The organism is Pseudodesulfovibrio sediminis, from assembly GCF_020886695.1.
Lineage (GTDB): Bacteria > Desulfobacterota > Desulfovibrionia > Desulfovibrionales > Desulfovibrionaceae > Pseudodesulfovibrio > Pseudodesulfovibrio sediminis.
The window spans coordinates 695,482-717,565 of the sequence record NZ_AP024485.1 but is presented as its reverse complement, the minus strand read 5'-3'; the positions used below and the strand labels follow the sequence as shown (position 1 = coordinate 717,565).

The window sequence follows — 22,084 nt, the reverse complement described above, 5'->3', positions numbered from 1 at the left end:
GGAACTACTTGGAGGATACCATGGCAGATAGAGTATATGTCTTTGATACGACCTTGCGTGATGGCGAACAATCCCCTGGCGCAACCATGAACCTGGATGAAAAAATCCGCATGGCTCGGCAGCTTGAAACACTGGGCGTCGATATTATCGAGGCGGGTTTTCCCATTGCCAGTCAGGGCGACTTCGAAGCGGTCCAGGCAATTGCCAAGGCTGTGGACAGCGTTCAGGTAGCAGGATTGTGCCGCGCCGTTGTCGGCGATATCGACCGTTGCTGGGAGGCGGTCAAGGAAGCAAAGAATCCTCGTATTCATACCTTTCTGGCTACCAGTGAAATTCACATGAAGCACAAGCTGGGTAAAACGGCGGACGAAGTCATTGTCATGATCGACAAGGCCGTACGTCATGCCAAGCAGTATACCGACAACGTGGAGTTTTCTGCCGAAGACGCTTCCCGTTCCGATTGGGATTTCCTGGTCAAGGTGACGGAAGTTGCCATCGAGGCCGGTGCCAAGGTGGTCAATATCCCGGATACCGTGGGATATACACAGCCTTTCGAGTATTATGACATCATCAAATACCTTATGGACAACGTGAAGAATATTGATGATGCCATCATCTCCGTCCATTGCCATAACGACCTTGGTTCAGCCGTTGCCAACACGCTTGCCGCTGTCAGGGCCGGTGCTCGTCAGGTCGAGTGCACCGTGCTCGGCATTGGTGAACGCGCAGGTAATGCCGCCCTGGAAGATCTGGTCATGGCGCTCAATACCCGCAAGGAATTGTATAATGTTGAGACCGGTATCGTGACGGAACAGATTTTCCCGTCCTGCCGTCGTCTTTCCCAGATCATCGGCATGCCCATTCCGCCCAACAAGGCCATTGTGGGTGCCAATGCCTTTGCCCATGAATCCGGCATTCATCAGGATGGAGTCATCAAGAACCGCCTGACGTATGAGATCATGACCCCTGATTCCATAGGTCGCACGTCCAATGACATTGTCATCGGCAAGCATTCCGGGTCCCACGCGGTCAAGAAGAAAGCCGAGGAGTTGGGATACTCCCTGGATGAAGAGCAGATCCAGATTCTTTTCAAGGCGGTCAAGGATTTGGCCGACAAGAAGGAGCAGGTCTTTGACGAGGATGTCGAAGCCTTGATTCTGGAGAATGTGTATCGTCGTCTCGATCGTTTCCGTTTGGTGGACATGTCGGTCTTTTCCGGAACCGGCGATGTGCCGCCCCATGCTGCAACAGTTATGGAATTCGGTGCCGAAGGTGAGGCGGAAGTGAAGCGCACCAGCAAATTTGGTGAGGGTTCCATTGACGCCGCCTTTCAGTCCATTTATTCATTGGTGGGCATATCTCCCAAACTTGAAGTGTATTCAGTCAACGCTGTCACCGAAGGCTCTGATGCCTTGGCCAGCGTCGCTGTCCGTATAGAACATGATAATGTTAAAGCCGTTGGCCGCGCCAATGATGGCGATGTGGTCAAGGCAAGTGCGCTTGCCATGGTAAACGCCCTGAACCGTTTGGAAAAAGCCAAAGAGGAGAAATAGAAAATGGGTCAGACTTTAGCTGAAAAAATATTGCAGAAACATACGGACCAGGAAGTCTCCGGTGCAGGGCAGATTGTCCAGTGCAAGGTAGACATGGTCCTGGCCAATGACATTACGGCTCCCTTGGCGATCAAATCCTTTACTGCCATGGGTGCGAAAAAAGTATTCGATCAGGACAAGATTTCTCTTGTCTGTGATCACTTTACGCCCAACAAGGATATCGACTCCGCCGAGCAGGTGAAAGTCGTGCGTGAGTTTGCCGAAAAAATGGGCGTGACCCATTACTATGAATGTGGCGAAGTCGGTGTAGAGCACGCCTTGCTGCCTGAGAAGGGCATTGTTGGCCCTGGCGACATCGTTGTGGGCGCAGACTCCCACACCTGCACCTATGGCGGTCTGGGCGCTTTCGCTACCGGCATGGGTTCCACCGATATCGGTGCTGCCATGGCTCTGGGCGAAACCTGGTTCAAGGTTCCGCCCACCATCAAGGTGAACCTGACCGGTACGCCGCAGCAGTATGTCGGTGCAAAGGATTTTGTGCTGAACCAGATCGGTCAGCTTGGTGTTTCCGGTGCTCTTTACAAGGCGCTGGAATACTCCGGTGAAGTCGTGGACAACATGTCCATTGAAGGGCGTATGACCATTGCCAACATGGCCATTGAGGCTGGCGGCAAGGTCGGCTTGTTCCCGGTGGATCAGAAAACTCTGGACTACGCTGCCAATGCCGGTTTTGCCGGTGGTGAGGCCATGGTACCCGATGCTGATGCCGAGTACGAGCGTGTCCTGAATATCGATGTCACCGACATGGCCCCGCAGGTTGCCTGTCCGCATCTGCCCGACAACGTCAAGGCCGTGGACGACACCGCTGGTTTGCAGATTCATCAGGCCGTCATCGGTTCCTGTACCAATGGCCGTATCGAGGACATGCGCGAGGCCGCAGCCATCCTGAAAGGCCGCAAGGTCGATCCCAAGGTGCGCTGCATCATCCTGCCTGCCACGCCCGCTATCTGGAAGGCGTGCATGAGCGAAGGGCTCATGGAAGTCTTCATGGACTCCGGCTGTATTGTCGGTCCTCCGACCTGTGGTCCCTGTTTGGGCGGCCATATGGGTATCCTGGCAGGTGGCGAGCGTTGTATCGCGACCACCAACCGCAATTTCAAGGGCCGCATGGGGTCTCTTGATGCAGAGGTTTTCCTGTCCAATCCCGCCGTGGCCGCTGCCAGCGCCATTGCCGGTGAGATCATCAACCCCGCCAAGATCTAGGAGGGTATTATTATGAAAGTTCAAGGAACAGCTCACAAAGTGGGCGACCATATCGATACTGATGCCATCATCCCCGCCCGTTTTCTGGTCACAACCGATTCCAAGGTGCTCGGCGAGAACTGTATGGAAGGGCTTGAAGCCGGATGGGTCAGCCGCGTGAAAGAGAACGACGTCATGGTCGGCGGCGTGAACTTCGGTTGCGGCTCCTCCCGTGAACACGCTCCCATTTCCATTCTGGGTGCGGGAATTCCGGTCGTGCTGGCTCATAGTTTTGCCCGCATTTTCTATCGCAACGGCTTCAACATGGGCCTTGTGTTGCTGGAAATAGGCGATGATATTGACAAGTTCAGTGATACTGACGAAATCGAAGTGGACACCACTACAGGTGTTATCAAGAATATGACCACAGGTGTGACCGTTCAGGCCGCAGCCGTGCCTCCCTTCATGCAGGAAATCCTGAATGTGGGTGGATTAGTTGAATACGCCAAGACTAAATTGGCCTAACGAGTGAATATAACCGGAGAGAGAGATGAAAATTTGTGTATTGCCGGGTGACGGCATAGGCAAGGAGATCGTAGCCCAGGGGCTGCGTGTATTGGAAGCCATTGGTGAGAAGTTCGATTGTACTTTCGAGACCACCGAAGCCCTGATCGGCGGCTGTGCTATTGACGCGGAAGGCGTGCCTCTTCCTGCAGAGACCGTTGCCAAGTGCAAGGATGCCGATGCCGTGTTGCTGGGCGCAGTCGGTGGCCCCAAGTGGGATACCATTGATCCTTCCATTCGCCCCGAGAAAGGGCTGCTCGGCATCCGCAAGGAGCTAGGCCTTTTTGCCAACCTGCGCCCCGCAGTGTTGTTCAAGGAGCTGGCAGATGCCTGTTTCCTTCGCCCTGATATCGTGGCCAGAGGGCTGGACGTCATGGTTGTCCGTGAGTTGACCGGCGGTATCTATTTCGGTGAACCCCGTTTTGACGGCGAGAAGGATGGCGAGCGTTTCGGCTACAACACCATGACCTATTACGAGCATGAAATCCGTCGCATTGCCAGGATCGCCTTTGAGGCAGCCCGCAAGCGTTCCGGTCGTGTCTGTTCCGTGGACAAGGCCAACGTGCTGGATGTCTCCCGTGTCTGGCGTGAGATCGTCATCGACGAACACAAGAATTACCCGGATGTGGAGCTGGAGCACATGTACGTGGATAACGCGGCCATGCAGCTCGTGCGTGATCCTTCACAGTTTGATGTCGTGGTTACCGGAAACCTGTTTGGCGACATCCTTTCTGATGAAGCCGCCGCCATCACCGGGTCCATCGGCATGTTGCCTTCAGCTTCTGTTGGCGATTCCAATCCCGGCCTGTTCGAGCCCATCCACGGCTCTGCACCGGACATTGCCGGTCAGGATAAAGCCAACCCGTTGGCCACGATCCTTTCCATCGCCATGATGCTGCGCCACTCCTTTGATATGGCTGATGCCGCAGACTGCATCGAGAAAGCCGTGGCAAAGACGCTGGAGCAGGGCTACCGCACCGGCGATATCGCTCAGGAAGGCGGCAAGGTTATCGGCTGTGTCGCCATGGGGGATGCTGTGCTCGGAAATCTGTAGAGTTCCTTATTCAGTTTACATGAAAAAGGCCGCATCAAGCAGATGCGGCCTTTTTTTGCGTCGGTATATCGGTCTGTTATTTTGATCGTGAGTGAACCTTGTTGGCCTTGATTGCCTGCTTGCCGGTTTTGATGTCAATCAGCCCCAGTGCGAGGCAGACACCCAAATAGTCGAGTTTGAGCACGTCCATTTTTTTGAGCACCTTTTCATTTTGCTCCATGGTTATCTTGCCTTGCGAGATAAGGTAACGACTTACTTTTTCATTTTCATCCGCTTCGTTTAAGTCCAGGTCATCCGCCGAGATGGTTTTGAGTCCTTCTCTGTTGTTGCGAAGGCTGGTCAGTGCCTTTTCTTTTTCAGCAAGTTCTTTTATCAGTTCTTTTTTATGTTTGACCATGAACTCGTATTTGGATTGTACTTTCTGATGCTCTTGAGAAAGGGTGTTCAGATTTGTCGTCTTGTTCACGGAAATCATGCGAAACAGTAAGAAAAATATAATGAGAAATATGAAGAGGATAATCAGAGTGACTATCATGATTACATCTGTGGTTTCAGTGCGTTGATTTCATCATCAATTGCGTCGATTTGTATTTGAATGTCGATGCATTCCCTTTCCAGCGCTTCAGTTTTGTACTTGAGTTGTGTCGCGACACTGTTCACTTCGTTTTTCTTTCTCCTGATAAGGTCAGAACAGTTGTGATGGTGCACCATAACAATTGCTATGCAGACAAAACCGGCCATGGCCAGAAGGAGATATAACGTGTTTGAATCAAGCATAATTGAGCGGGTTATAGAGTATGGGGCTGACACTTCGTCAATTGTCACAAATTAGCCTTATACGGTATGTTTGGCAAGTAGGCTGCGGTCTGACACCGGCTTTTACACAGGGTCGGACACAGGGGTGAATGATGTCAGATAGGCGATTTTTTTTATGCTGGTCTGCTTTTTGACCTTGATTTCCAGCTTGAGTGCGGTGCTCTTGTCTTTGACCGGAATATGTGCGGCAACGGTTACCGGAAGTCTGGCTCGGGTATATTTCGAGGCAGTTCCGGCATTGTGTTGTTGAAGGCGGCGGTTCATGTCGGTTGTGATGCCGCAATAGAGCGTATTGTCGGCGCAGCGAAGAAGGTAAACAAACCAGGATTGCATGGTGAGACTCTACCCTGAACTTTGTGAACGGTCAAAACAGTTGCCAAGACGCACTGCCGATTGTATTCCCTACACCCATGTCAAGAATCACAGTTCAGAGTCTCGGAAAATCCTACGGCGGAGAAGCTGTTTTTGCCGACGTTGCTTTTGAAGTGACGCCGGGTATGCGCCTTGCTCTCACAGGACCCAATGGATGCGGCAAAAGTACCCTGCTCAAAGTATTGGCTGGAGAGATCGAGCCGGACGAAGGGCAGATGACACTCTCCAAGGGCGCTCGTATCGGGTATGTGGCACAGGAAATGACCGGTACGGTGTTGGATGAACAGCTCTTGTCATGGGTGTTGTCCGCACTGCCGTCATGGAATGAGTTCTGGGAGGAGTGGGAAAAGGCCGTGGCTGCGGATGACAACGCACGTATCGAGAAACTGTCCCATCGACAGGCTGAGTTCGAAGAGCTCTACGGCTATAACCCCGACCACAAGGCGCGGGCCATCTTGACAGGTCTCGGCTTCAGCGATGACGATCTTTTCAAGCAGATAGGTGAGCTTTCCGGTGGCTGGCGTGAACGGGCCAAACTCGGGCGTGTCCTTTTGCAGGGAGCTGATATCCTGCTGCTTGATGAACCGACCAACCACCTTGATCTTGAGGCGGTAGAGTGGCTGGAGGAGTACCTGCTCAACTTTCGTGGAACTCTGGCCTTTGTTGTGCATGATCGTATCTTTTTGAATCGCGTGGGAACGCATGTTCTGTTCCTCGGAGCCGGAAAACCGATTTTGCGCAGGGGATCATTTGATGAATTTTTGATCTGGGATGAAGAGAATCGTGGTCAACGCCAGAAAGAGGCAGACAAATTGTCTGCTAGAATTGACAACGAATACAAATATATCAACAAGTTCAGGGTAAAGGCGCGCAAGGCGGCGCAGGCTCAGAGCAAGCTCAAGAAAGTCGAGAAACTTGAACAGGAACTCAATCAGATCAAGGAAGCCCAGGCCGCATCGCATAGAGGGAAAAGCCTGAGCTTCAAACTGCCTGCTCCCAAAAGAGGTGACAAGGTTCCTGCATCGGCCGTGGACCTTGAGTTTCAATATGATGGTGAGAAGTCCGTTTGGCCAGCACTGAACTTTCAGCTTTTTCGTGGCAAGAAAGTGGCTGTTGTTGCCCCCAATGGTGCTGGTAAATCCACATTGCTCAAATTGATTACCGGCACTTTGGAACCCACGGCAGGGCATGTCAAAGTCGGTTCCGGTACGCAACTCGGCTATTTCAGTCAGCACCAACATGAAATTTTGAATCTGGATAATTCCGTTATCGGTGAAATCCGTCGTCTTTCCGATTCCAATCTGACCGAAGAACAGGTCATGAGCGTGCTCGGTCTCTTTTTGCTTGGTGAATCCTATTTTGAACGCAAGGTCAAAGGATTGTCCGGTGGCGAAAAGAGCCGTCTTTTGTTGGCTACACTCTTTTTGGCTCGGGCCAACTTTCTCATTCTTGACGAACCCACCAACCATCTGGACATTGAAACTCGTGAGGGGCTTATACGGGCGCTCAAGGATTATGACGGTACGCTGTTGTTTGTCGCCCATGACAGATACTTGCTGGGTGAGGTGGCCGAAGAAATCTGGGCGCTCGATGATACCGGGATTACCCCGTATCTGGGTGGGTTTGAGGAGTATTACGCCAAAAGTAAACAGGAAGAAGCGTGCCGTACCGGACAGGCAGCCTGTTCGTCAGAGGATGTCAAAGAAAAACGGAAGCTTAGCAAGGACGACAAGCGACGCCAGGCCGAGGAACGAAACCGGTTGTATCGTGTACTCAAGCCGCTCAAAAAGAAATATGACAAGCTTGAGATCGACCTTGAGAAAGTACTTGAAGAACAGGCTGTTCTTGAAGAAAAAATGAACGATCCCGCAACATATGAGAAACCGGAAGAAGCCTTGAAGCTGAATACGGCTTACAAGGAGGCGTCTGATTGGGCTGACACGCTTATGGAGCAGATGGCGGAGCTTGAATCGAAGATCGAAGAAGCTTCGGCAGGGCAGGAGGGAGTCTGATGAAGGCGACTATCAATGTTGTGGCAGGCATCGTGTGGCAGGATGGACTGTACCTGGCTGCACAGCGTCCCGAAGGCTTCCCCATGGCTGGCTGGTGGGAGTTTCCTGGGGGCAAGATTGAGCCGAACGAACCTCGCGAAGCCGCATTGGTGCGGGAATTCCAGGAAGAGCTGGATATTACTCCCACAGAATATACCTTCTGGCGTGAGCTTGAACATGAATATGACAAGTATCATGTTCGATTGCATTTTTTTCATATCCACAAGTATTCCGGTGAATTGAAGAGCTTGGAGAACCAACGGACCGCGTGGGTTGACCCGAAGACTCCCCCCACACTTGAGTTCCTGCCTGCCGATATTGCCATTGTGGAAGCGTTGCACATATAGATTTCTTCCGTCCTTTCGGGGCATCCGCTCACTTCTTCATTGAAGATTGCTTTAATAATGAGTATATATCTCCTCTTCCCCTTGTGAGGGGTGACCTTTTTTTATTTGTCGAAGGAGTACTGCATTGCGTGTTTGCGATCTGATTGAGAGAAAATCTCCTTTTATTTCCCTTGAGTTTTTCCCTCCAAAAGAAAAAGAGGCTTGGCCTGGTTTTTTCGATGTCGTCGAGGAGGTCAAGGTTCTTGATCCTCTATTCGCGTCCGTTACATATGGCGCCGGCGGCGGAACCCAGGACAATACTCTGGAAATTGCCGTCCGTATGAAACGGGACCACGGCATTGAGCCCATCACCCATTTGACCAGTGTGGGGGCGACGGCAGAAAAGCTGGATGGCTTTTTGAACAGTTTGCGTGAAGGGAACATCAAAAATGTTCTGGCCTTGCGCGGGGACCCGCCTCGCGGTGTCGAAAATTTTGATTTCAACTCGCAGGAATTCAAACACGCCACCGATGTAATTGAGTATATCGGTAAACATTATCCAGAGTTGTGTGTGGGAGGAGCAGCGTATCCAGAGCCCCATTTCGAATCTCCCTCCATCAAGTCCGATCTGGAAATGGTTCATTTGAAGGTGCAGAAAGGGGCGCAGTTCCTGGTTACACAGCTCTTTTTTGATAACAGGCTGTATTTTGATTATGTTGAGCGGTTGAAGGAAATGGGGTCTGATGTGCCTGTTATACCTGGCATTCTGCCCATCATGAGTCTCAAATCCGCCAAGTTCATTCTCGGCCTGTGTGGCGCAGCCATTCCGGGCAAATTCCTGAGTGCTTTGGAAAAGGCGCATGAGGAGGGCGGCGACGATGCAGTCTATGAGCTCGGCATCGACTTCGCTACCAAACAATCGCAGCAGCTCATAGATGGCGGCGCCCCTGGTGTGCATCTGTACACGCTCAATCGTGCCAAGGCAGTTCTCGAAATTGGACAGAATTTAAAGATATAGTTTGAGGTTTGTATCATGAGTAAGAATCCCGTAGTGGCTGTGTGCGGCGCAACCGGTGCTGTTGGTCGTGAAATGTTGAAGGTGCTGGAGCAGAGAGATTTTCCCTACAGTGAAATCATTCCCATGGCTTCTCATCGTAGCGCAGGCAAGAAAGTGCCGTTCAAGGATCAGGAACTGACTGTTGTAGAGCTGACTGAAGATTCCTTTGATGGCGTTGATCTCGCCCTTTTTTCCGCTGGCGGTGCGACTTCCGAGAAATTTGCTCCCATTGCAGCCAAGGCCGGATGTGTGGTTGTCGACAACTCGTCTGCATGGCGTATGAACGACGACTGCCCGCTGGTAGTGCCTGAAGTGAATCCGCAGGATCTCGACTGGCACAAAGGCATCATCGCCAACCCCAACTGTTCCACCATCCAGATGATGGTTGCCCTCAAGCCCATTCATGACGAGGCCCGGATCAAGCGTGTGGTTGTTTCTACATATCAGGCTGTCTCCGGCACTGGCCAGAAAGCCATCGAGGAGCTGGAAAATCAGGTCCGTCGTCTCATGTCCGGCCAGCCTGTTGTCGCTGATGTCTATCCGCATCAGATTGCCTTCAACTGCCTGCCGCAGATTGATGTGTTCATGGACAACGGATACACCAAGGAAGAGATGAAGATGGTCAATGAGACCGTCAAGATCATGGGTGATCCGACCATCAAGGTTACCGCCACCTGTGTTCGTGTGCCTGTCTTCTATGGTCACTCCGAATCCGTGAATATCGAGACTGAAGAAAAACTTTCCGCTGACGATGTTCGCTCCCTGCTGGCCAAGTTCCCCGGTGTTATTGTCGAGGACTATCCGGAGAAGGGCGCGTATCCCATGGCCATCAACGGTGCAGGGGAAGACGCTACCTATGTTGGTCGTATCCGCGAGGACGAGACCATCGAGAATGGTATCAACATGTGGATCGTGTCCGACAACATTCGCAAGGGTGCTGCCCTGAACACCGTACAGATTGCAGAGACATTGATTGAGCGCGACCTGGTTCGCGTACCCTAAAAGGATATCCCGTGGTTAACATTACCGATTCCAAGGGATACCTGGAAGCCCTGCTGGCCGCAGACCGTCCGGGCATGGAGAAAGTCCATGCCTTTTACGATCACAGTGTGGGCATGATCTGCACAGATCCGAATGTCATGCTCATGCCGTGGGATGACCACCTGGTGCACCGTGGCGATGGCGTCTTTGATGTCATGAAGTTTGTGGATGGCAGGCTGTATCAATTCGATCAGCATCTTGAGCGTATCCAGCGTTCCTGTGCGGCCATTTTTCTTACGCCACCGTGTTCGTGGGAAGAGATTCGCGAATTGAGCCTTCAAGTCTGCCGAGCTGGTGGGCAGAAAACAGGCATGCTTCGGCTGATGATCGGTCGTGGTCCGGGTGGGTTTGGTCTTGGTACTGAGGAATGTCCACAGTCTTCGTTGTATATTGTTACATATGATATGCACGCCAAGCCTGAATCCGTGTACGAGAAAGGCGTCACCGCTTTCAAGACCTCGATTCCGGCCAAGCAGGCCTATCTGGCGTCGATCAAGTCCATTGACTATCTGCCCAATGTGCTCATGAAACGCGAGGCAGCAGAGAAAGGATATGACTATCCGTTTTGTTTTGACGACCATGAATTCCTGGCCGAAGGGGCCACGGAAAATGTTTGTATCGTCAATGAAGCCGGTAAGTTGATCATTCCTGAATTCACCAATGCCTTGCCGGGGACAACGCTGCTTCGAGCCATTGATCTGATCAAGAACGAAATCTCGATCATCTTCCGTGGGATACGCGAGGAGGAGATACTCCTGGCCCGTGAAGTTATCATTGTCGGCACGACCGGCGATGCCATTTCAGTGGTTCGATATAACGGCAAGCCGATCCATGACGTAAAGCCTGGTCCTGTTGCCAAACGGATTCGTGCGCTTCTCAAACAGGATTTGATTGAGTACGGAATTGAGCTGTAAGCCTTCTGACTATGAAATGAAGAGGGCCGTCCATGTTGGGCGGCCCTTTTATTTTAGAATGCGGAGTTGATAGCCGTCTGGTCGAACTGGTGTATGGCCTTCTTGGCCATGATGTCTGTTCCCATGGTCTTCATGGCGTGGTCATGCAGCATGCGGGTCACATCCATTGGGCCGGGGATGGTCATGAAGCCGAAGGCTTCGGACCAGGATTCTCCGCGAAGATAGGCCAACGCCCAGCGCACGGTGTGCATATGGAAGAAGCCCTGGTTGTTGATGACGATCATAGCCTTGCTGCGTCCGTCTTCTGCACGCTCCCGAAAACTGACCTTGCGGTGTTCACATGAGGCCAGCGGGTAGCTCACATGATAAAATTCATTTCCGGCAAGGGCTGCCTGTACCCACATATCCCAATCCTGATACATGGAGTGTTCCCTGAACCCCTGAGTGGATTCCCACGCCGTGTGGGTCATGATGACTGCCGGGCCGAGAAATCCGCGTGTCTGGAGCAGCTCATCCCTGTATGAGGGGAGCTGTATCATGCCGGGGCGGGCGTTGCGGTCATTTCTCGGGGCCAGCCGAATATAGTCTGCGTACATCAAGTCCGTATTCGGGTGGTCTTCAAAGACGGCAAAGGCGGTTGTCATGTACTTTGGGTCCAGCCGATAGTCCGGGCGCAGGAAAAGGAGCAGATCGCTTTCGGTTGTTTCAGCCGCCGCATTGCGAGCTACTGCAACATTGGCATTCTGATCTGCGGTAAACAGGCGTACTGCGTCAATTCCGGTAATGGCCTTCCAGGTGGAGAGTGCGGAAGAGGGGTGGCTGCCATTGCCTATGATGACAATCTCCATATCCTCCAGTCCAATGGACTGTCTGGATACGGACTGCAACATACGTGGCAGGCCGGGGTGGGTTTCCAAGTCGGAAACGATTATGGACACAGTGTGTGTCTGCATGTGCCTTTCCCTTCCGTGGGTTTCTTCATGTTGAGCTGATTGGCACGATCCGTGTGCACAATTCACGTCACTCGTACCAATCTCATCGTCACACAAGTGAATAACTTTACACCTTCGAGTGGGAAAAAAATAAAAAAATTCCAAGTCTAAAAATACGCGGTAGCTTGCGTGCGTTCGTTGTATGGCGTATGTACTTAAAAGTCTGAAACAATATCCTGGCCGTATTACCGTCAGGTTCACATTTGCATATTTATCACTTTGGTGGTGGTTTGTGGCGATTTTCAAATGCGGTTCTTGCGAGTATGAACGAGATGTCCCTGATAAGCTGTTGGGGAAGCGGGCCAAATGTCCGGATTGTGGCCATGGGGTGACAATTATTGCTGCTATCGAGGAAGAGGAGCCGCTCTTTGACGTTGATTTCGAAGAAGACGAAATTGCAGAAGAGGGCGTACCTTTGTCCGAGTCCAGCGGTGAAGGCGAGCCCATTCAATCCATCGATCTTGACCACGAGGATGTGACGGTCGCCTTCACCGGTCCCGAGGATATCCTGTGTAGCGAGTGTGGACATGTGCTGGAGCCCGGAACTGTTGGAGAGTGTCCGAATTGCGGCGCCCCCATAAGTAGTGTCGATACGCTCCCAGAGGTTGATGAGAGCGAAATTGATGTCAGCGATCTGGCTGGCGAAAGCGTTCCGCAGGTCTGGGATGCCGAATTTGATGGCGCCGAAGAGTCTGAGGTCATTGAGGAAGAAGACCCTGATACATGGCGTCTTTTCAAAGGATCGGTTTCTCTCAATGTGTATGCCGGGATTGTGTCCGGCGTTCTCGGTCTCTTTTTTGTATACTCCTTGTCGCTGCTCACGTCGTCTCAAGCCGGAACAGCCGAGTTGCTGCCGTATATCCTGGGCATGGCCCTGGTTGGAGTCGTAGTCGGTTCCATCGCTTTTTCCTTTCAGTCGCGGATTCCCTTTGCACAGGTTGCCCCTGAAACCGTTTTGACAGCGGTCCTTTTTCTGCTTGTCGGCAGCATCCATCGCAGCATGGTGGAAGAATACACCTTCGAGTACATCCTGCCGACTGTTTTGGCGGCCATAGTACTGTCAGCTCTTTTCGTGGGGCTGTGTCTTCTTCTTTTGGGCAAATTCAAAGTCGGCGAATACGTTCGCTATATCCCTTTACAAATTATTGGCGGCGTTATCGGTGGCGTCGGCGTTTTTGTCCTTTTTGGCGCCTTTGACTGGATTGATCAGATAGGCCTGGATTGGAGCAACAGTTATACCCTGATGGCTTCATTTGTAGGACATTTTACTGACAAATCGTCCATTCTAGCCATTGGTCCGAGTCTCGTATTCGGTCTGGTTCTCTTTGTTGCAATGTGGCGTGTGCGTAATTCGCTCTATATGTTGGCCATTATTCTGGTTGCTTCCTGTGCAGGATATGCTGCCGGGATATGGGGAGGGAGTGACGCCCTGCGGGCTTTGGCAGCCCCGGTACCGTTTGTCGACGGTTCTGCCATGGTGCATCCATTCGCAGTCTTTTCAACCGGCTGGGTGTCTTTGGACAATATCCAGTGGGGTGTTATCAAATCCAATGGCCTGTACATGGGGGCGCTCGCTGCGTTGACAGTGCTGACCGTCATGTTCCGCACCACGAGGTTGGAGATCGTTCGTGGTCGTGAGACCGATCTCAATGTCGAGTACCGTGCACTTGGTTTGACCAATATTTTTTCCGGTGTGTGCGGCGGCATGCCTGTTGCCCTGTCGCATGGCAGGAGCTTGGGGAGCTATGCTTCCGGTGGTCGTGGCCCTCTTGCCGGTATCATAACCGGTGTCGTTTGCGGCACGGGGTTATTTTATGCGGATGCGGTCTTGCCTTTGATCCCCCGGTTCGTGCCCGAAGGACTGTTGATCTACGCCGGGCTTGATATCATTCGTTCCTGGATATTCCGAACCAACACGGCCTTTACCCGTCGTTCGGAAATCTGGATGCTCCGCATGACCTTTCTTGTGACACTGGGATTTGGCCTGCTTGAGGGCGTCGGTTTCGGTGTGGCCCTGGCGCTCATGGTTTCTGTGGCCCGTGCCAGCCATGGGGGAGCTGTCCGTAATGTACTCTCCGGGGCCAACCATACCAGCAATGTGGACCGTGCCTCGGCGCAGAAGCGGACGTTGAAGGAATTCGGCGATCATATCCATATCCTTCGCCTTCAGGGTTTTCTTTTCCTCGGCTCCATGGAGCATTTGCTCAAGATCGTTCGTGTACGTTTGGACGACAAGAATCAGTTGCCCGTGGAGTATCTGGTTCTCGATTTCAAGCTGGTGACCGGCATTGCTTCGGCGGCTGCGATCGGCTTTGAGAAACTGCGCAACCTGGTTGCGGAGTACGGGTTTGATCTCGTCATCACCAGTGCGCCTCTTGAGCTCGAAGATCATCTCAGCGAGATCGGTGAAGTCGGAGAGGGAGACGGAATCTTCAAGGTTTTCTTCAACCTGGATTATGCGTTGGAGTGGTGTGAAAATCGAGTCCTTGATGCTGAAGGCATGTTGGAGATGAAGAAGCAGACATTGCCTGAACTGCTGGCTCCTGTTTTTCCTGAACCCAAATATATTCCCGCCCTCATGAAGGTCTTGAAACGAGAAGTGGTGGACACCGGCGAAGCGGTTTTCAGACAGGGTGACGACTCGAACTCCATGTTTTTTGTTGAGTCCGGTCGTCTCGATGTTGAACTAGAGGTCGAGGGCGGCAAGATTCTGCGGCTCAAGAAAGTCGGGCCTGGTGCGGTGTTTGGTGAAATGGGTATCTACACGTTGGCGTCCCGTTCAGCTACCGTTCGTGCCGCCGAGAAATGCGTGTTGTATCGTATGACTCTGGACAAGTTGGATGCCATTGAGGCGCGTGCACCGGTGCTGGTTACGGCCATCAACCGGTTGTTGATCAATCTCTTGTCCGAGCGTCTGAACGACGCCAATGCCAGAGTTCGTGATTTGATGCTTTAAGGGTGGAGCATCAGCTATTTTTTCTGCTGCAACCCGAGTTCTATCAGCACATATTCCTTGAGAGCCTCTTCCCAGGTGCGGGGAGTCACGCCTGTTTTTCGTATGAACTTCGAGAGATCAAGGACGGAATACGCCGGGCGTACTGCTTTGGTGGGATACTCGCTGGTGGGAACCGGGGCAACGATGCAGTCCTTTCCGGCAAGACTTACCGCCGTGTTGGCGAGACCATGCCAGGAGGTTTCTCCCGTGTTGGCAAGATGATAGATCCCGGTCGCATCCTTCTCAATGAGTTTGACCGTATTCATTGCGATGTCTGGTGCATATGAAGGGGAGCCTATCTGGTCGTTGACCACTGTCAGGCGATTTCGATCATCACAAAGAGACAGGATTTTCTCCACAAAATTGATTCGACCGGGGCCGAAGAGCCAGGATATGCGAACAATCAGTGTGCGGTCATAGCCGAGCTTGAGCAAGCCGCGTTCGCCGTCCGCCTTGCTGATACCATACGCGGAAAATGCGCTGGTTTCGTCGTATTCGGTGTAGGGTGTGTGTTTTTCCCCATTAAACACGAAATCCGTGCTGTAGTGGATAAAAGGGATGGCTCGACGCGCTGCCAGCGAAGCCAGCAGGGGCGGGGCTGTAGCGTTGAGTGCGAAGGCTTTGTCTTCCTCATCTTCGGCCAGATCCACCTGAGTGTAGGCGGCCGCGTTGACCAGAATATCTGCATCTTCCTTGTCGAGTCGTATTTCTACTGCCAATGGATCAAGAATATCGCAGTCCGCACTGGACAGAGGGACCGGGTGTGCGCCGGCATCTGCGAACGCCTTTACCAGGGCTTGACCTAGCAGGCCGGTTTTGCCCCCAAGAATGACGACTGTCTGTCCTTCGATATTCATCAATCGCGCTCCTCGTACCATGTGTCCATGAATGTACGGTATTCGCCGCTTTGAACTTGTTCAAGCCAGGTGGTATTGGCTTCGTACCAATCCAGGGTTTTCTTGAGCCCGTCCGCAAAATTCAGTGTTGGCGCGAACCCCAGCTCGGCTGCGGCCAGAGAATAATCCATGGCATACCGTTTGTCGTGCCCGGGGCGATCGGTAACGTAGGTGATCAATGATTCCGGCTTGCCCAAGAGGGATAGCAGGGTTTTGACCACAGTGATATTCGGCTCTTCTGCATTGCCGCCAAAGTTATACGCCTGGCCTTCGCGTCCTTTGGTCAGAGTCAGTTCCACACCAAGACAGTGATCGTCCACATAAATCCAGTCCCGGACATTCATGCCGTCACCGTAAACGGGCAATTGTTTATCCGCTTTGGCATTGAGAAACAGGAGGGGGATGAGTTTTTCCGGGAACTGGTAGGGACCATAGTTGTTGGAGCAGCGGGTGACCAGGATGGGAAATCCGTAGGTCTCAAAATAGGCACGGGCCATCATGTCTGCTCCGGCCTTGCTTGCAGAGTAGGGCGAATTGGGCGCCATGGGCGTGGATTCGGTGAATTTTCCTGTTGCGCCAAGTGTGCCATATACTTCATCGGTGGAGACATGAACGAAGCGTTCAATCTTTGCCTGTCGTGCGCATTCCATGAGGTTCTGCGCGCCGCCAACGTTGGTGATCACAAAGGGCGAAGGGTCGTTGATGGAGCGATCCACATGCGACTCTGCGGCAAAGTTGACCACGGCATCAATGGATTTGCCGGACAGTATTTCCATGACCTTCTCGCGCTCACAGATATCACCCTGTACGAATTCGTACCGGTCTTCACTTTCTTCCAGATCCATGAGGTTGAGGCGGTTGCCAGCGTAGGTGAGCTTGTCCAGGTTGACTATGGACCAATCCGGATGCTTGGCGAGCATGAGACGGATGAAGTTGGTGCCGATAAAGCCGCAGCCGCCGGTAACAAGAAGTTTCATGGTAGTATGTCAGCCCTATGGTGAAAGGATTTTTTTTCGAGTATGGAGGAGTCTACAGGCGTGGGCGGAAAATTTCAAGATGCGGAATTATTCTTCCACAATGCCCCCGGTCTGACGCAGGGCTTCAAACAGCAGTATTCCCGTGGCGGTAGATAGGTTCAGACTGCGGACTTCTCCCCATATGGGAATGCGCACCTGAGGGTGGTCTCCCATGAAAGCTGTGGTCAGCCCGCGCGTCTCCGGTCCCATGACAATGGCATCGTCGGGCTGAAACTCGAAGTTGTGATATGCGGTCTCAACCTTGGAACTGGCCATGACCAGACGGCTGGGATTCACTGTTATGAGAAAATCATCGAAATCGGGATGGACGGAGACGTCCACATGCGGCCAGTAATCCAACCCTGCTCGTTTCAGGTGTTTGTCGGATATGGAGAAACCCAGAGGCTCGATGAGATGAAGCGGGGTTTTCGTTGCCGCGCATAATCTGGCGATGTTGCCTGTATTAGGTGGAATTTCCGGTTCAAAGAGAACAATGCGCATGGCTGTTATACGTCCAGCTTGATGGTCGCCTTGCCGGGAGAGTATCCCTTCAGCGTGCGGAGCATCTCTCGGATGGAAGCCGAGATGATGTCTTCCACGAACGTCTTCATACCAAGCGGTGCTCCGTTGATGTCCACCTCTATGGAGTTATGCATGGCCAGACAGGCTTTGGTGCTTGTCTTCCCGGCGACGATTTCGGCTGCCAGTGTCTTGCAGTCGGGACGACCACAGGTCTCGCAATCCATGCCGGGGAGGAAGAATCCCTTTTCCAGTACGGTTGCCGCCAGTTCCTCAATGGAATTTTGGACCGGGACTCCATCGACCGACTTGTCTCCGTAGGATGCAATGGCGAGGTCGGGCTGGAGCCAGTCCGTGCCGTCCTCCAGATCGCCGCGCAGGCAGAGGATACGGGGCAGATAGCCCAGGGATTTGCCGCCTTCGACGATGAGAACGTCTGCGGTCAGTAGCGGCAGGATATCGGGCAGAAAACGACTGTGTGTCCAGTGGACAAATGTTTCGGACGGTCCTAGCCCGGCCACGACATCGCAGGTCTTGGCATATTCGGTCGTGTCGGTGTCCTGCCAGTCGAAACCGTGATGACTGAATTTGGCGGCCGCAACGGTCAGGCCGGAATCCTTGAAATGTTGTGCGAGCTTGAGACCAAGGGTTGTTTTGCCGGAGTTCTTGGGTCCGACAATGGATACTGCCTTCATAGTGTTTCTCCGTAGATTAGTCGGTGCTGACGATGGAGCCGTTTTCCATGGTGATGATGTGATCACTGACTGAGGTGAGCCACGACTTGTCATGGCTGACGATGACAAGGGCAGCACCATATTCTTCCCGGGCGCACAAGGCAGCCTGCTTGACCAGTTCAGCGCTTTGGATATCCAGACTGGCGGTTGGTTCATCCAGAAGTAGCAGCTTGGGCTTGAGGACCAGTCTTGCGGCAAGGGCGACACGTTGTGCCTCACCACCGGACAATTCATACCAGAGCCGCTTGCTGAAGGCTTCGGGATCAAGGCCCACGATTTCCAGCGCCCGGAAAACTTTTGCCGGAATGTCGTTTTTGCCTCGGACTTTCAAGCCGTAGGCAACATTTGCAAAGACGGACCGTTTGAGCAGGTATGGCTCCTGAACAAGGAGCGTCACCTGTCGATGAATATGGTTCGGTTTGATAGATGTTGGCTTGCCCAGAAAGGTGATGGTGCCTTCTACTGGTTGCTCCAGAAAAGCGAGCAAGCGGAGAAGGGTGGTTTTTCCTGAACCGTTTGGACCGGCAAGACCAGTGATCTGTCCTTGTATGATCTCCAGACTATCGATGGAAAGAACAGTTCGCTTTGCGTAGCGTTGACGGATATTTTTGAGGCTGATGAGAGGCGTGGTCATTGAACGGCCTTCTTTTTCAGGCCGGTGGCAAGTATATTTACGGTCAGGGCAACAGCCAGAAGGGTGATGCCGAGGGCGATGCCCATAGTAAATTCCCCTTTGCTCGTTTCGAGGGCAATCGCTGTGGTAATGGTGCGAGTGTGCCATTTGAAATTGCCGCCTACCAGCATGGAAATGCCTACTTCGGACACGATGCGTCCATATGCGGCCATGGCAGCGAGCATGATGGAATAACGGGCTTCGAGAACACTGGCCCACATCATTTGTCGAGGGTTGGCCCCGAGTGTGATCAATGTCATGGGCAGACGTTTGTCCAGCGCTTCGACCGCTGCGGCTGTCATGGCAATGATGATGGGCAGTCCGAGCAGGGTCTGACCGATGGCCACGCCGGAGATGGAAAAAAGAAGGCCTGTGCCGCCCAGTGGCCCATGTCGGGTGAGAAATGCGTAAACCAGCAGACCGATGACCACAGTAGGGAAGGACAAGAGAGTGTCCACAATGGTACGGATGATCTTTTTGCCGGGGAATTTGTTGTAGCCGAGCAGAAATCCGAGAGGAATGCCGATCACAAGGGATGCCGTCATGGAAAGTGATGACGCTGCTACTGTTGCCCAGATAGCAGAATACGTTTCAGGATCTCCCGTAAAAAGTAGTACGAGTCCTTGAAAAAAACCTTGTAGTAAATAATCCATAGTTGTCCTTTTAATTCCGGGGGAAGAGTATCTTCTCTTTCCCCCGGAAGGTCAACAAGAACAGCTTATTTTGCGTTGGGAATGAAGAGCTTTTTACCGAGAAGCTTGAAGTCGCCGATAGCCTTCTGGGTAGCGGGAGATGCCATCCAGGAGATGTACTGCTTGGCCAGGTCGTACTGGGCATCTTTGCAGAGCTTGGTGTTTACTGCCAGAGCGCTGTACTGGTTGAAGAGGACCTTGTCACCTTCGACCAGAACCTTCAGGGGCGGATTGCCACCATTGGTATCAGCGTATTTGATGTAGGTACCACGGTCAGTCATGGTGTAGCCGTTTTTTTCGTTGGCAATGTTGATGGTCGGGAGCATTCCCTGACCGGTCTGAATGTACCATGCGGCCTTTTCAGGGACAGCCATGCCCGCGGCCTTCCACAGGGAGAGTTCCTTTTTGTTGGTGCCGGAGTTGTCGCCACGGCTTGCGAAAACAGCCTGTTTCTCAGCGATGACCTTCAGGGCTTCGGCAACGTTCATGCCTTTGACACCTGCAGGATCAGATTCGGGGCCGATGATGACGAAGTCGTTGTACATGAGCTCAACGCGGTCAATGAGAACGCCTTTGTCCATGTATGCCTTTTCAGCGCCAGGAGCATGGACGAGAACGACATCGACGTCGCAATTCTCAGCCATTTTCAGGGCTTTACCTGTCCCAACGGCAAGGAACTTGATTTCGACACCAGTGTCTTTCATGTATTGGGGGACAATCAGTTCATCCAGCAGGCCGGTGTTGGCAGTGCTTGTAGTGGTCGCCATCATGAGTGTTTTGCCGGCTGAAGCGGGCAAGACCATGCTCAGGACGACGAGCAGTGCGATGGAAAGGGTGATCAGTCGTTTCATAGTTCCTCCGAAAGGGTGTGTGAGTATGTCGAGTGCTTGAAGTTCGACCTCACGGGGTTAATGTGTATCGTTTCTATAGAATTCGCCGGATTTTTTAACATCCATTTCCAATAGTTCCGATGCACGCTTTGTAGCATAATCTTCTACATCTAGATAGAAGTGTAGAAATTTATCCATAAGTTCTTTTCCAAAGGGGGACAAATGAAATCGTTGTCCTTTTCCTTTGGTTTTTTCCACAAGAGGGCGCCCAATTCGCTCTTCAGCACTTTTCAGTTTACCCCATGCACGTCGATAAGACATGCCCAGGGCTTCAGCTGCTTTTCTCAAAGAGCCAAGTTCTTCAATGTGTTGGAGCAGAAGGGTGCTGCCGATGCCAATGTAGGTTTTTTCTTCCTGATCAATCCATACACGTAGTCTGAGGACTGCTTCTTGATTTTTAGTCATAATTTACATGCCTTGATTTCCGGTTGATGAGGTCGGAAAGAGTGATGTGAAGTTCGAACAATATATGCAAAAAAATCACTATTAAGTCAATCAAAACATAATGCAAGTGGTGTGTTGGACTATCTTTTGTTATAAAACAATCGTTTCGAATGTCGACGATGCAAGGTCCACAAGAAGCATTTTCCCCTCTAGTGTATTGCTATTTTGGGTCAGTACTTTGACTATCTCTGTCGCCATGAGTGAAGCGATAACTGTAACAGCAGGACAGGGGCAGCCGAGTTCCTCTTCTGCCGCATTGTCATGTCCCATTATGTCGGCCGGCCCGATATTGCCGGGCTGAACAACGCCAACATACCCGGTCCAACCGGCCAGTGCTCCGGTCACAAGGGGTATCTTCGCGTACGCTGCTGCCTGTTGAAGATGAAGGCGAGTTTTAAGACCGCCCAGTGCGTCAATGGCGATATCGCATTCATCCAGAAAGTCAGGAAGCGTGCTTTGATCCAGAAATTCGTTGTGCGCTTTGAGTGTCACGGAAGGGTTGATAAGGGACGCACGTTCAAGAGCGGCGTCAGCCTTGTGAACATTCAGATTGGCGGGAGTAGACAGCATTTGTCTGTTAAGATTGCTCGCTTCAAAAGTGTCCCCATCAGCGGCATAAATAGTGCCGACTCCGAGTCTGAGGAGCACCTCAAGGAGTGTGCCGCCCAGTCCGCCGAGGCCAACGAGCGCCACTTTTGACTCAAGGAGCTGAATTTGATCCTTCGGTGATATGGAGGTCATATTCCGCGAGTAGCGGTCCGGATAGATTCCGTTTTTGAGTGCCTGTGCTTCTACGCTGTGCCCTGGAATGGAAAAGTCCGCGGCAATGGCAGCGATATCTTGATCAGATACGGCTAATCCGTCTTCCCCCCAGGGAAAAGAAACAGGTCTGGCGCATTTGAGTAATGCTTCAGAAATCAAGGGCATTCTTTAGCCACCACCAACCGGGGGAAACAGGCCGACACGATCACCGTCAACGATTTCACTGTCGATCTCGGAACGCAGAGAGTTGATGAAAATCAATGTGACATCCTTTTCAGGAATGTCGAGCTTCTGAACAAGTGACTTGATGGTTTCCCCCTCTTCAATGGGGTAATCATCCTTGTTTTCAGGAAGATACTTAGTCAGTGTTGCAAAGCATTTAATTTCAATACCCATAGGGGGTAACCTAATCCTTTGGCGGTAACAGGTCAATAAAAAGAGGCCGGGAACATGTCCCCGGCCTCTTATAATTGTCGGGAAG

Annotated in this window: 24 protein-coding genes; 10 read left to right on the top strand and 14 right to left on the bottom strand. The window is 52.2% G+C overall.

Annotation, left to right across the window (positions count from 1 at the left end):
- The first annotated feature begins 20 nt into the window (after window positions 1-20).
- From SRBAKS_RS03600 to leuB, 4 genes are read left to right on the top strand one after another with little or no spacing between them, the layout of a single operon-like run.
- Window positions 21-1,553 carry a 2-isopropylmalate synthase gene (locus SRBAKS_RS03600; protein WP_229593752.1) on the top strand — a complete coding sequence of 511 codons (1,533 nt, stop codon included), beginning with the start codon at window positions 21-23 and terminating at the stop codon, window positions 1,551-1,553.
- A 3-nt stretch (window positions 1,554-1,556) separates the two neighbouring features.
- Window positions 1,557-2,816, top strand: a complete 1,260-nt coding sequence (gene leuC, locus SRBAKS_RS03595) for a 3-isopropylmalate dehydratase large subunit (protein WP_229593750.1) — start codon at window positions 1,557-1,559, stop codon at window positions 2,814-2,816.
- 12 nt (window positions 2,817-2,828) lie between these two features.
- On the top strand, window positions 2,829-3,320 hold the full coding sequence (locus SRBAKS_RS03590; protein WP_229593748.1) for a 3-isopropylmalate dehydratase small subunit: 492 nt from the start codon (window positions 2,829-2,831) through the stop codon (window positions 3,318-3,320).
- A 25-nt stretch (window positions 3,321-3,345) separates the two neighbouring features.
- Entirely contained in the window at window positions 3,346-4,413 is a 1,068-nt protein-coding gene (gene leuB, locus SRBAKS_RS03585; RefSeq protein ID WP_229593746.1) for a 3-isopropylmalate dehydrogenase, read from the top strand.
- 76 nt (window positions 4,414-4,489) lie between these two features.
- Here leuB and SRBAKS_RS03580 read toward each other — a convergent pair whose 3' ends face one another.
- The 3 genes from SRBAKS_RS03580 to SRBAKS_RS03570 all read right to left on the bottom strand — a co-directional run bounded on the left by SRBAKS_RS03580 (window position 4,490) and on the right by SRBAKS_RS03570 (window position 5,562).
- On the bottom strand, window positions 4,490-4,879 hold the full coding sequence (locus SRBAKS_RS03580) for a hypothetical protein (protein WP_229593744.1): 390 nt from the start codon (window positions 4,877-4,879) through the stop codon (window positions 4,490-4,492).
- 71 nt (window positions 4,880-4,950) lie between these two features.
- Window positions 4,951-5,238 carry a hypothetical protein gene (locus tag SRBAKS_RS03575; RefSeq protein WP_229593742.1) on the bottom strand — a complete coding sequence of 96 codons (288 nt, stop codon included), beginning with the start codon at window positions 5,236-5,238 and terminating at the stop codon, window positions 4,951-4,953.
- A gap of 54 nt (window positions 5,239-5,292) precedes the next feature.
- Entirely contained in the window at window positions 5,293-5,562 is a 270-nt protein-coding gene (locus SRBAKS_RS03570) for a GIY-YIG nuclease family protein (protein WP_229593740.1), read from the bottom strand.
- A 77-nt stretch (window positions 5,563-5,639) separates the two neighbouring features.
- Here SRBAKS_RS03570 and SRBAKS_RS03565 point away from each other — a divergent pair, with 77 nt between their 5' ends.
- The 5 genes from SRBAKS_RS03565 to SRBAKS_RS03545 all read left to right on the top strand — a co-directional run bounded on the left by SRBAKS_RS03565 (window position 5,640) and on the right by SRBAKS_RS03545 (window position 10,990).
- Window positions 5,640-7,613: an ABC-F family ATP-binding cassette domain-containing protein gene (locus SRBAKS_RS03565; protein ID WP_229593738.1), complete on the top strand. Its 1,974-nt coding sequence runs from the start codon at window positions 5,640-5,642 to the stop codon at window positions 7,611-7,613.
- Complete coding sequence (locus SRBAKS_RS03560) at window positions 7,613-7,999, top strand: (deoxy)nucleoside triphosphate pyrophosphohydrolase (protein ID WP_229593736.1); 387 nt, start codon at window positions 7,613-7,615, stop codon at window positions 7,997-7,999. The genes SRBAKS_RS03565 and SRBAKS_RS03560 overlap by 1 nt, the downstream gene beginning before the upstream one ends.
- Window positions 8,000-8,123: 124 nt before the next feature.
- The gene (locus SRBAKS_RS03555) at window positions 8,124-8,996 is read left to right on the top strand and encodes a methylenetetrahydrofolate reductase (RefSeq protein ID WP_229593734.1); all 873 of its coding nucleotides are present in this window, start codon (window positions 8,124-8,126) and stop codon (window positions 8,994-8,996) included.
- 15 nt (window positions 8,997-9,011) lie between these two features.
- The gene (locus SRBAKS_RS03550; protein ID WP_229593732.1) at window positions 9,012-10,037 is read left to right on the top strand and encodes an aspartate-semialdehyde dehydrogenase; all 1,026 of its coding nucleotides are present in this window, start codon (window positions 9,012-9,014) and stop codon (window positions 10,035-10,037) included.
- 11 nt (window positions 10,038-10,048) lie between these two features.
- On the top strand, window positions 10,049-10,990 hold the full coding sequence (locus SRBAKS_RS03545) for an aminotransferase class IV (RefSeq protein ID WP_229593730.1): 942 nt from the start codon (window positions 10,049-10,051) through the stop codon (window positions 10,988-10,990).
- 53 nt (window positions 10,991-11,043) lie between these two features.
- Here the strand turns inward: SRBAKS_RS03545 and SRBAKS_RS03540 are convergent, their stop codons facing one another.
- Complete coding sequence (locus SRBAKS_RS03540; protein WP_229593728.1) at window positions 11,044-11,943, bottom strand: glycosyltransferase; 900 nt, start codon at window positions 11,941-11,943, stop codon at window positions 11,044-11,046.
- A 271-nt stretch (window positions 11,944-12,214) separates the two neighbouring features.
- Here SRBAKS_RS03540 and SRBAKS_RS03535 point away from each other — a divergent pair, with 271 nt between their 5' ends.
- A complete protein-coding gene (locus SRBAKS_RS03535) occupies window positions 12,215-14,938 on the top strand; it encodes a SulP family inorganic anion transporter (protein WP_229593726.1) in 2,724 nt (907 codons plus the stop codon).
- A 14-nt stretch (window positions 14,939-14,952) separates the two neighbouring features.
- Here SRBAKS_RS03535 and rfbD read toward each other — a convergent pair whose 3' ends face one another.
- From rfbD to SRBAKS_RS03485, 10 genes are all read right to left on the bottom strand, one after another.
- The gene (rfbD, locus tag SRBAKS_RS03530) at window positions 14,953-15,834 is read right to left on the bottom strand and encodes a dTDP-4-dehydrorhamnose reductase (RefSeq protein WP_229593724.1); all 882 of its coding nucleotides are present in this window, start codon (window positions 15,832-15,834) and stop codon (window positions 14,953-14,955) included.
- Window positions 15,834-16,850, bottom strand: coding sequence for a dTDP-glucose 4,6-dehydratase (rfbB, locus tag SRBAKS_RS03525; RefSeq protein ID WP_229593722.1), 1,017 nt, complete (start codon window positions 16,848-16,850; stop codon window positions 15,834-15,836). The genes rfbD and rfbB overlap by 1 nt, the downstream gene beginning before the upstream one ends.
- Before the next feature lie 87 nt (window positions 16,851-16,937).
- Window positions 16,938-17,390, bottom strand: a complete 453-nt coding sequence (locus tag SRBAKS_RS03520) for a tRNA (cytidine(34)-2'-O)-methyltransferase (RefSeq protein ID WP_229593720.1) — start codon at window positions 17,388-17,390, stop codon at window positions 16,938-16,940.
- A gap of 5 nt (window positions 17,391-17,395) precedes the next feature.
- Window positions 17,396-18,103, bottom strand: a complete 708-nt coding sequence (locus tag SRBAKS_RS03515; RefSeq protein ID WP_229593718.1) for a molybdopterin-guanine dinucleotide biosynthesis protein MobB — start codon at window positions 18,101-18,103, stop codon at window positions 17,396-17,398.
- 16 nt (window positions 18,104-18,119) lie between these two features.
- Window positions 18,120-18,776: an ABC transporter ATP-binding protein gene (locus tag SRBAKS_RS03510; protein WP_229593716.1), complete on the bottom strand. Its 657-nt coding sequence runs from the start codon at window positions 18,774-18,776 to the stop codon at window positions 18,120-18,122.
- The gene (locus SRBAKS_RS03505; protein WP_229593714.1) at window positions 18,773-19,468 is read right to left on the bottom strand and encodes an ABC transporter permease; all 696 of its coding nucleotides are present in this window, start codon (window positions 19,466-19,468) and stop codon (window positions 18,773-18,775) included. The genes SRBAKS_RS03510 and SRBAKS_RS03505 overlap by 4 nt, the downstream gene beginning before the upstream one ends.
- 65 nt (window positions 19,469-19,533) lie before the next feature.
- The gene (locus tag SRBAKS_RS03500; protein ID WP_229593712.1) at window positions 19,534-20,358 is read right to left on the bottom strand and encodes an ABC transporter substrate-binding protein; all 825 of its coding nucleotides are present in this window, start codon (window positions 20,356-20,358) and stop codon (window positions 19,534-19,536) included.
- Between the two features lie 57 nt (window positions 20,359-20,415).
- Window positions 20,416-20,802 (bottom strand): winged helix-turn-helix domain-containing protein, encoded by a 387-nt coding sequence (locus SRBAKS_RS03495; protein WP_229593710.1) that lies wholly within the window; start codon window positions 20,800-20,802, stop codon window positions 20,416-20,418.
- Window positions 20,803-20,931: 129 nt separating this feature from the next.
- Entirely contained in the window at window positions 20,932-21,768 is an 837-nt protein-coding gene (locus SRBAKS_RS03490; RefSeq protein WP_229593708.1) for a HesA/MoeB/ThiF family protein, read from the bottom strand.
- A 3-nt stretch (window positions 21,769-21,771) separates the two neighbouring features.
- A complete protein-coding gene (locus SRBAKS_RS03485; protein WP_229593706.1) occupies window positions 21,772-21,999 on the bottom strand; it encodes a MoaD/ThiS family protein in 228 nt (75 codons plus the stop codon).
- Window positions 22,000-22,084 lie beyond the last annotated feature (85 nt).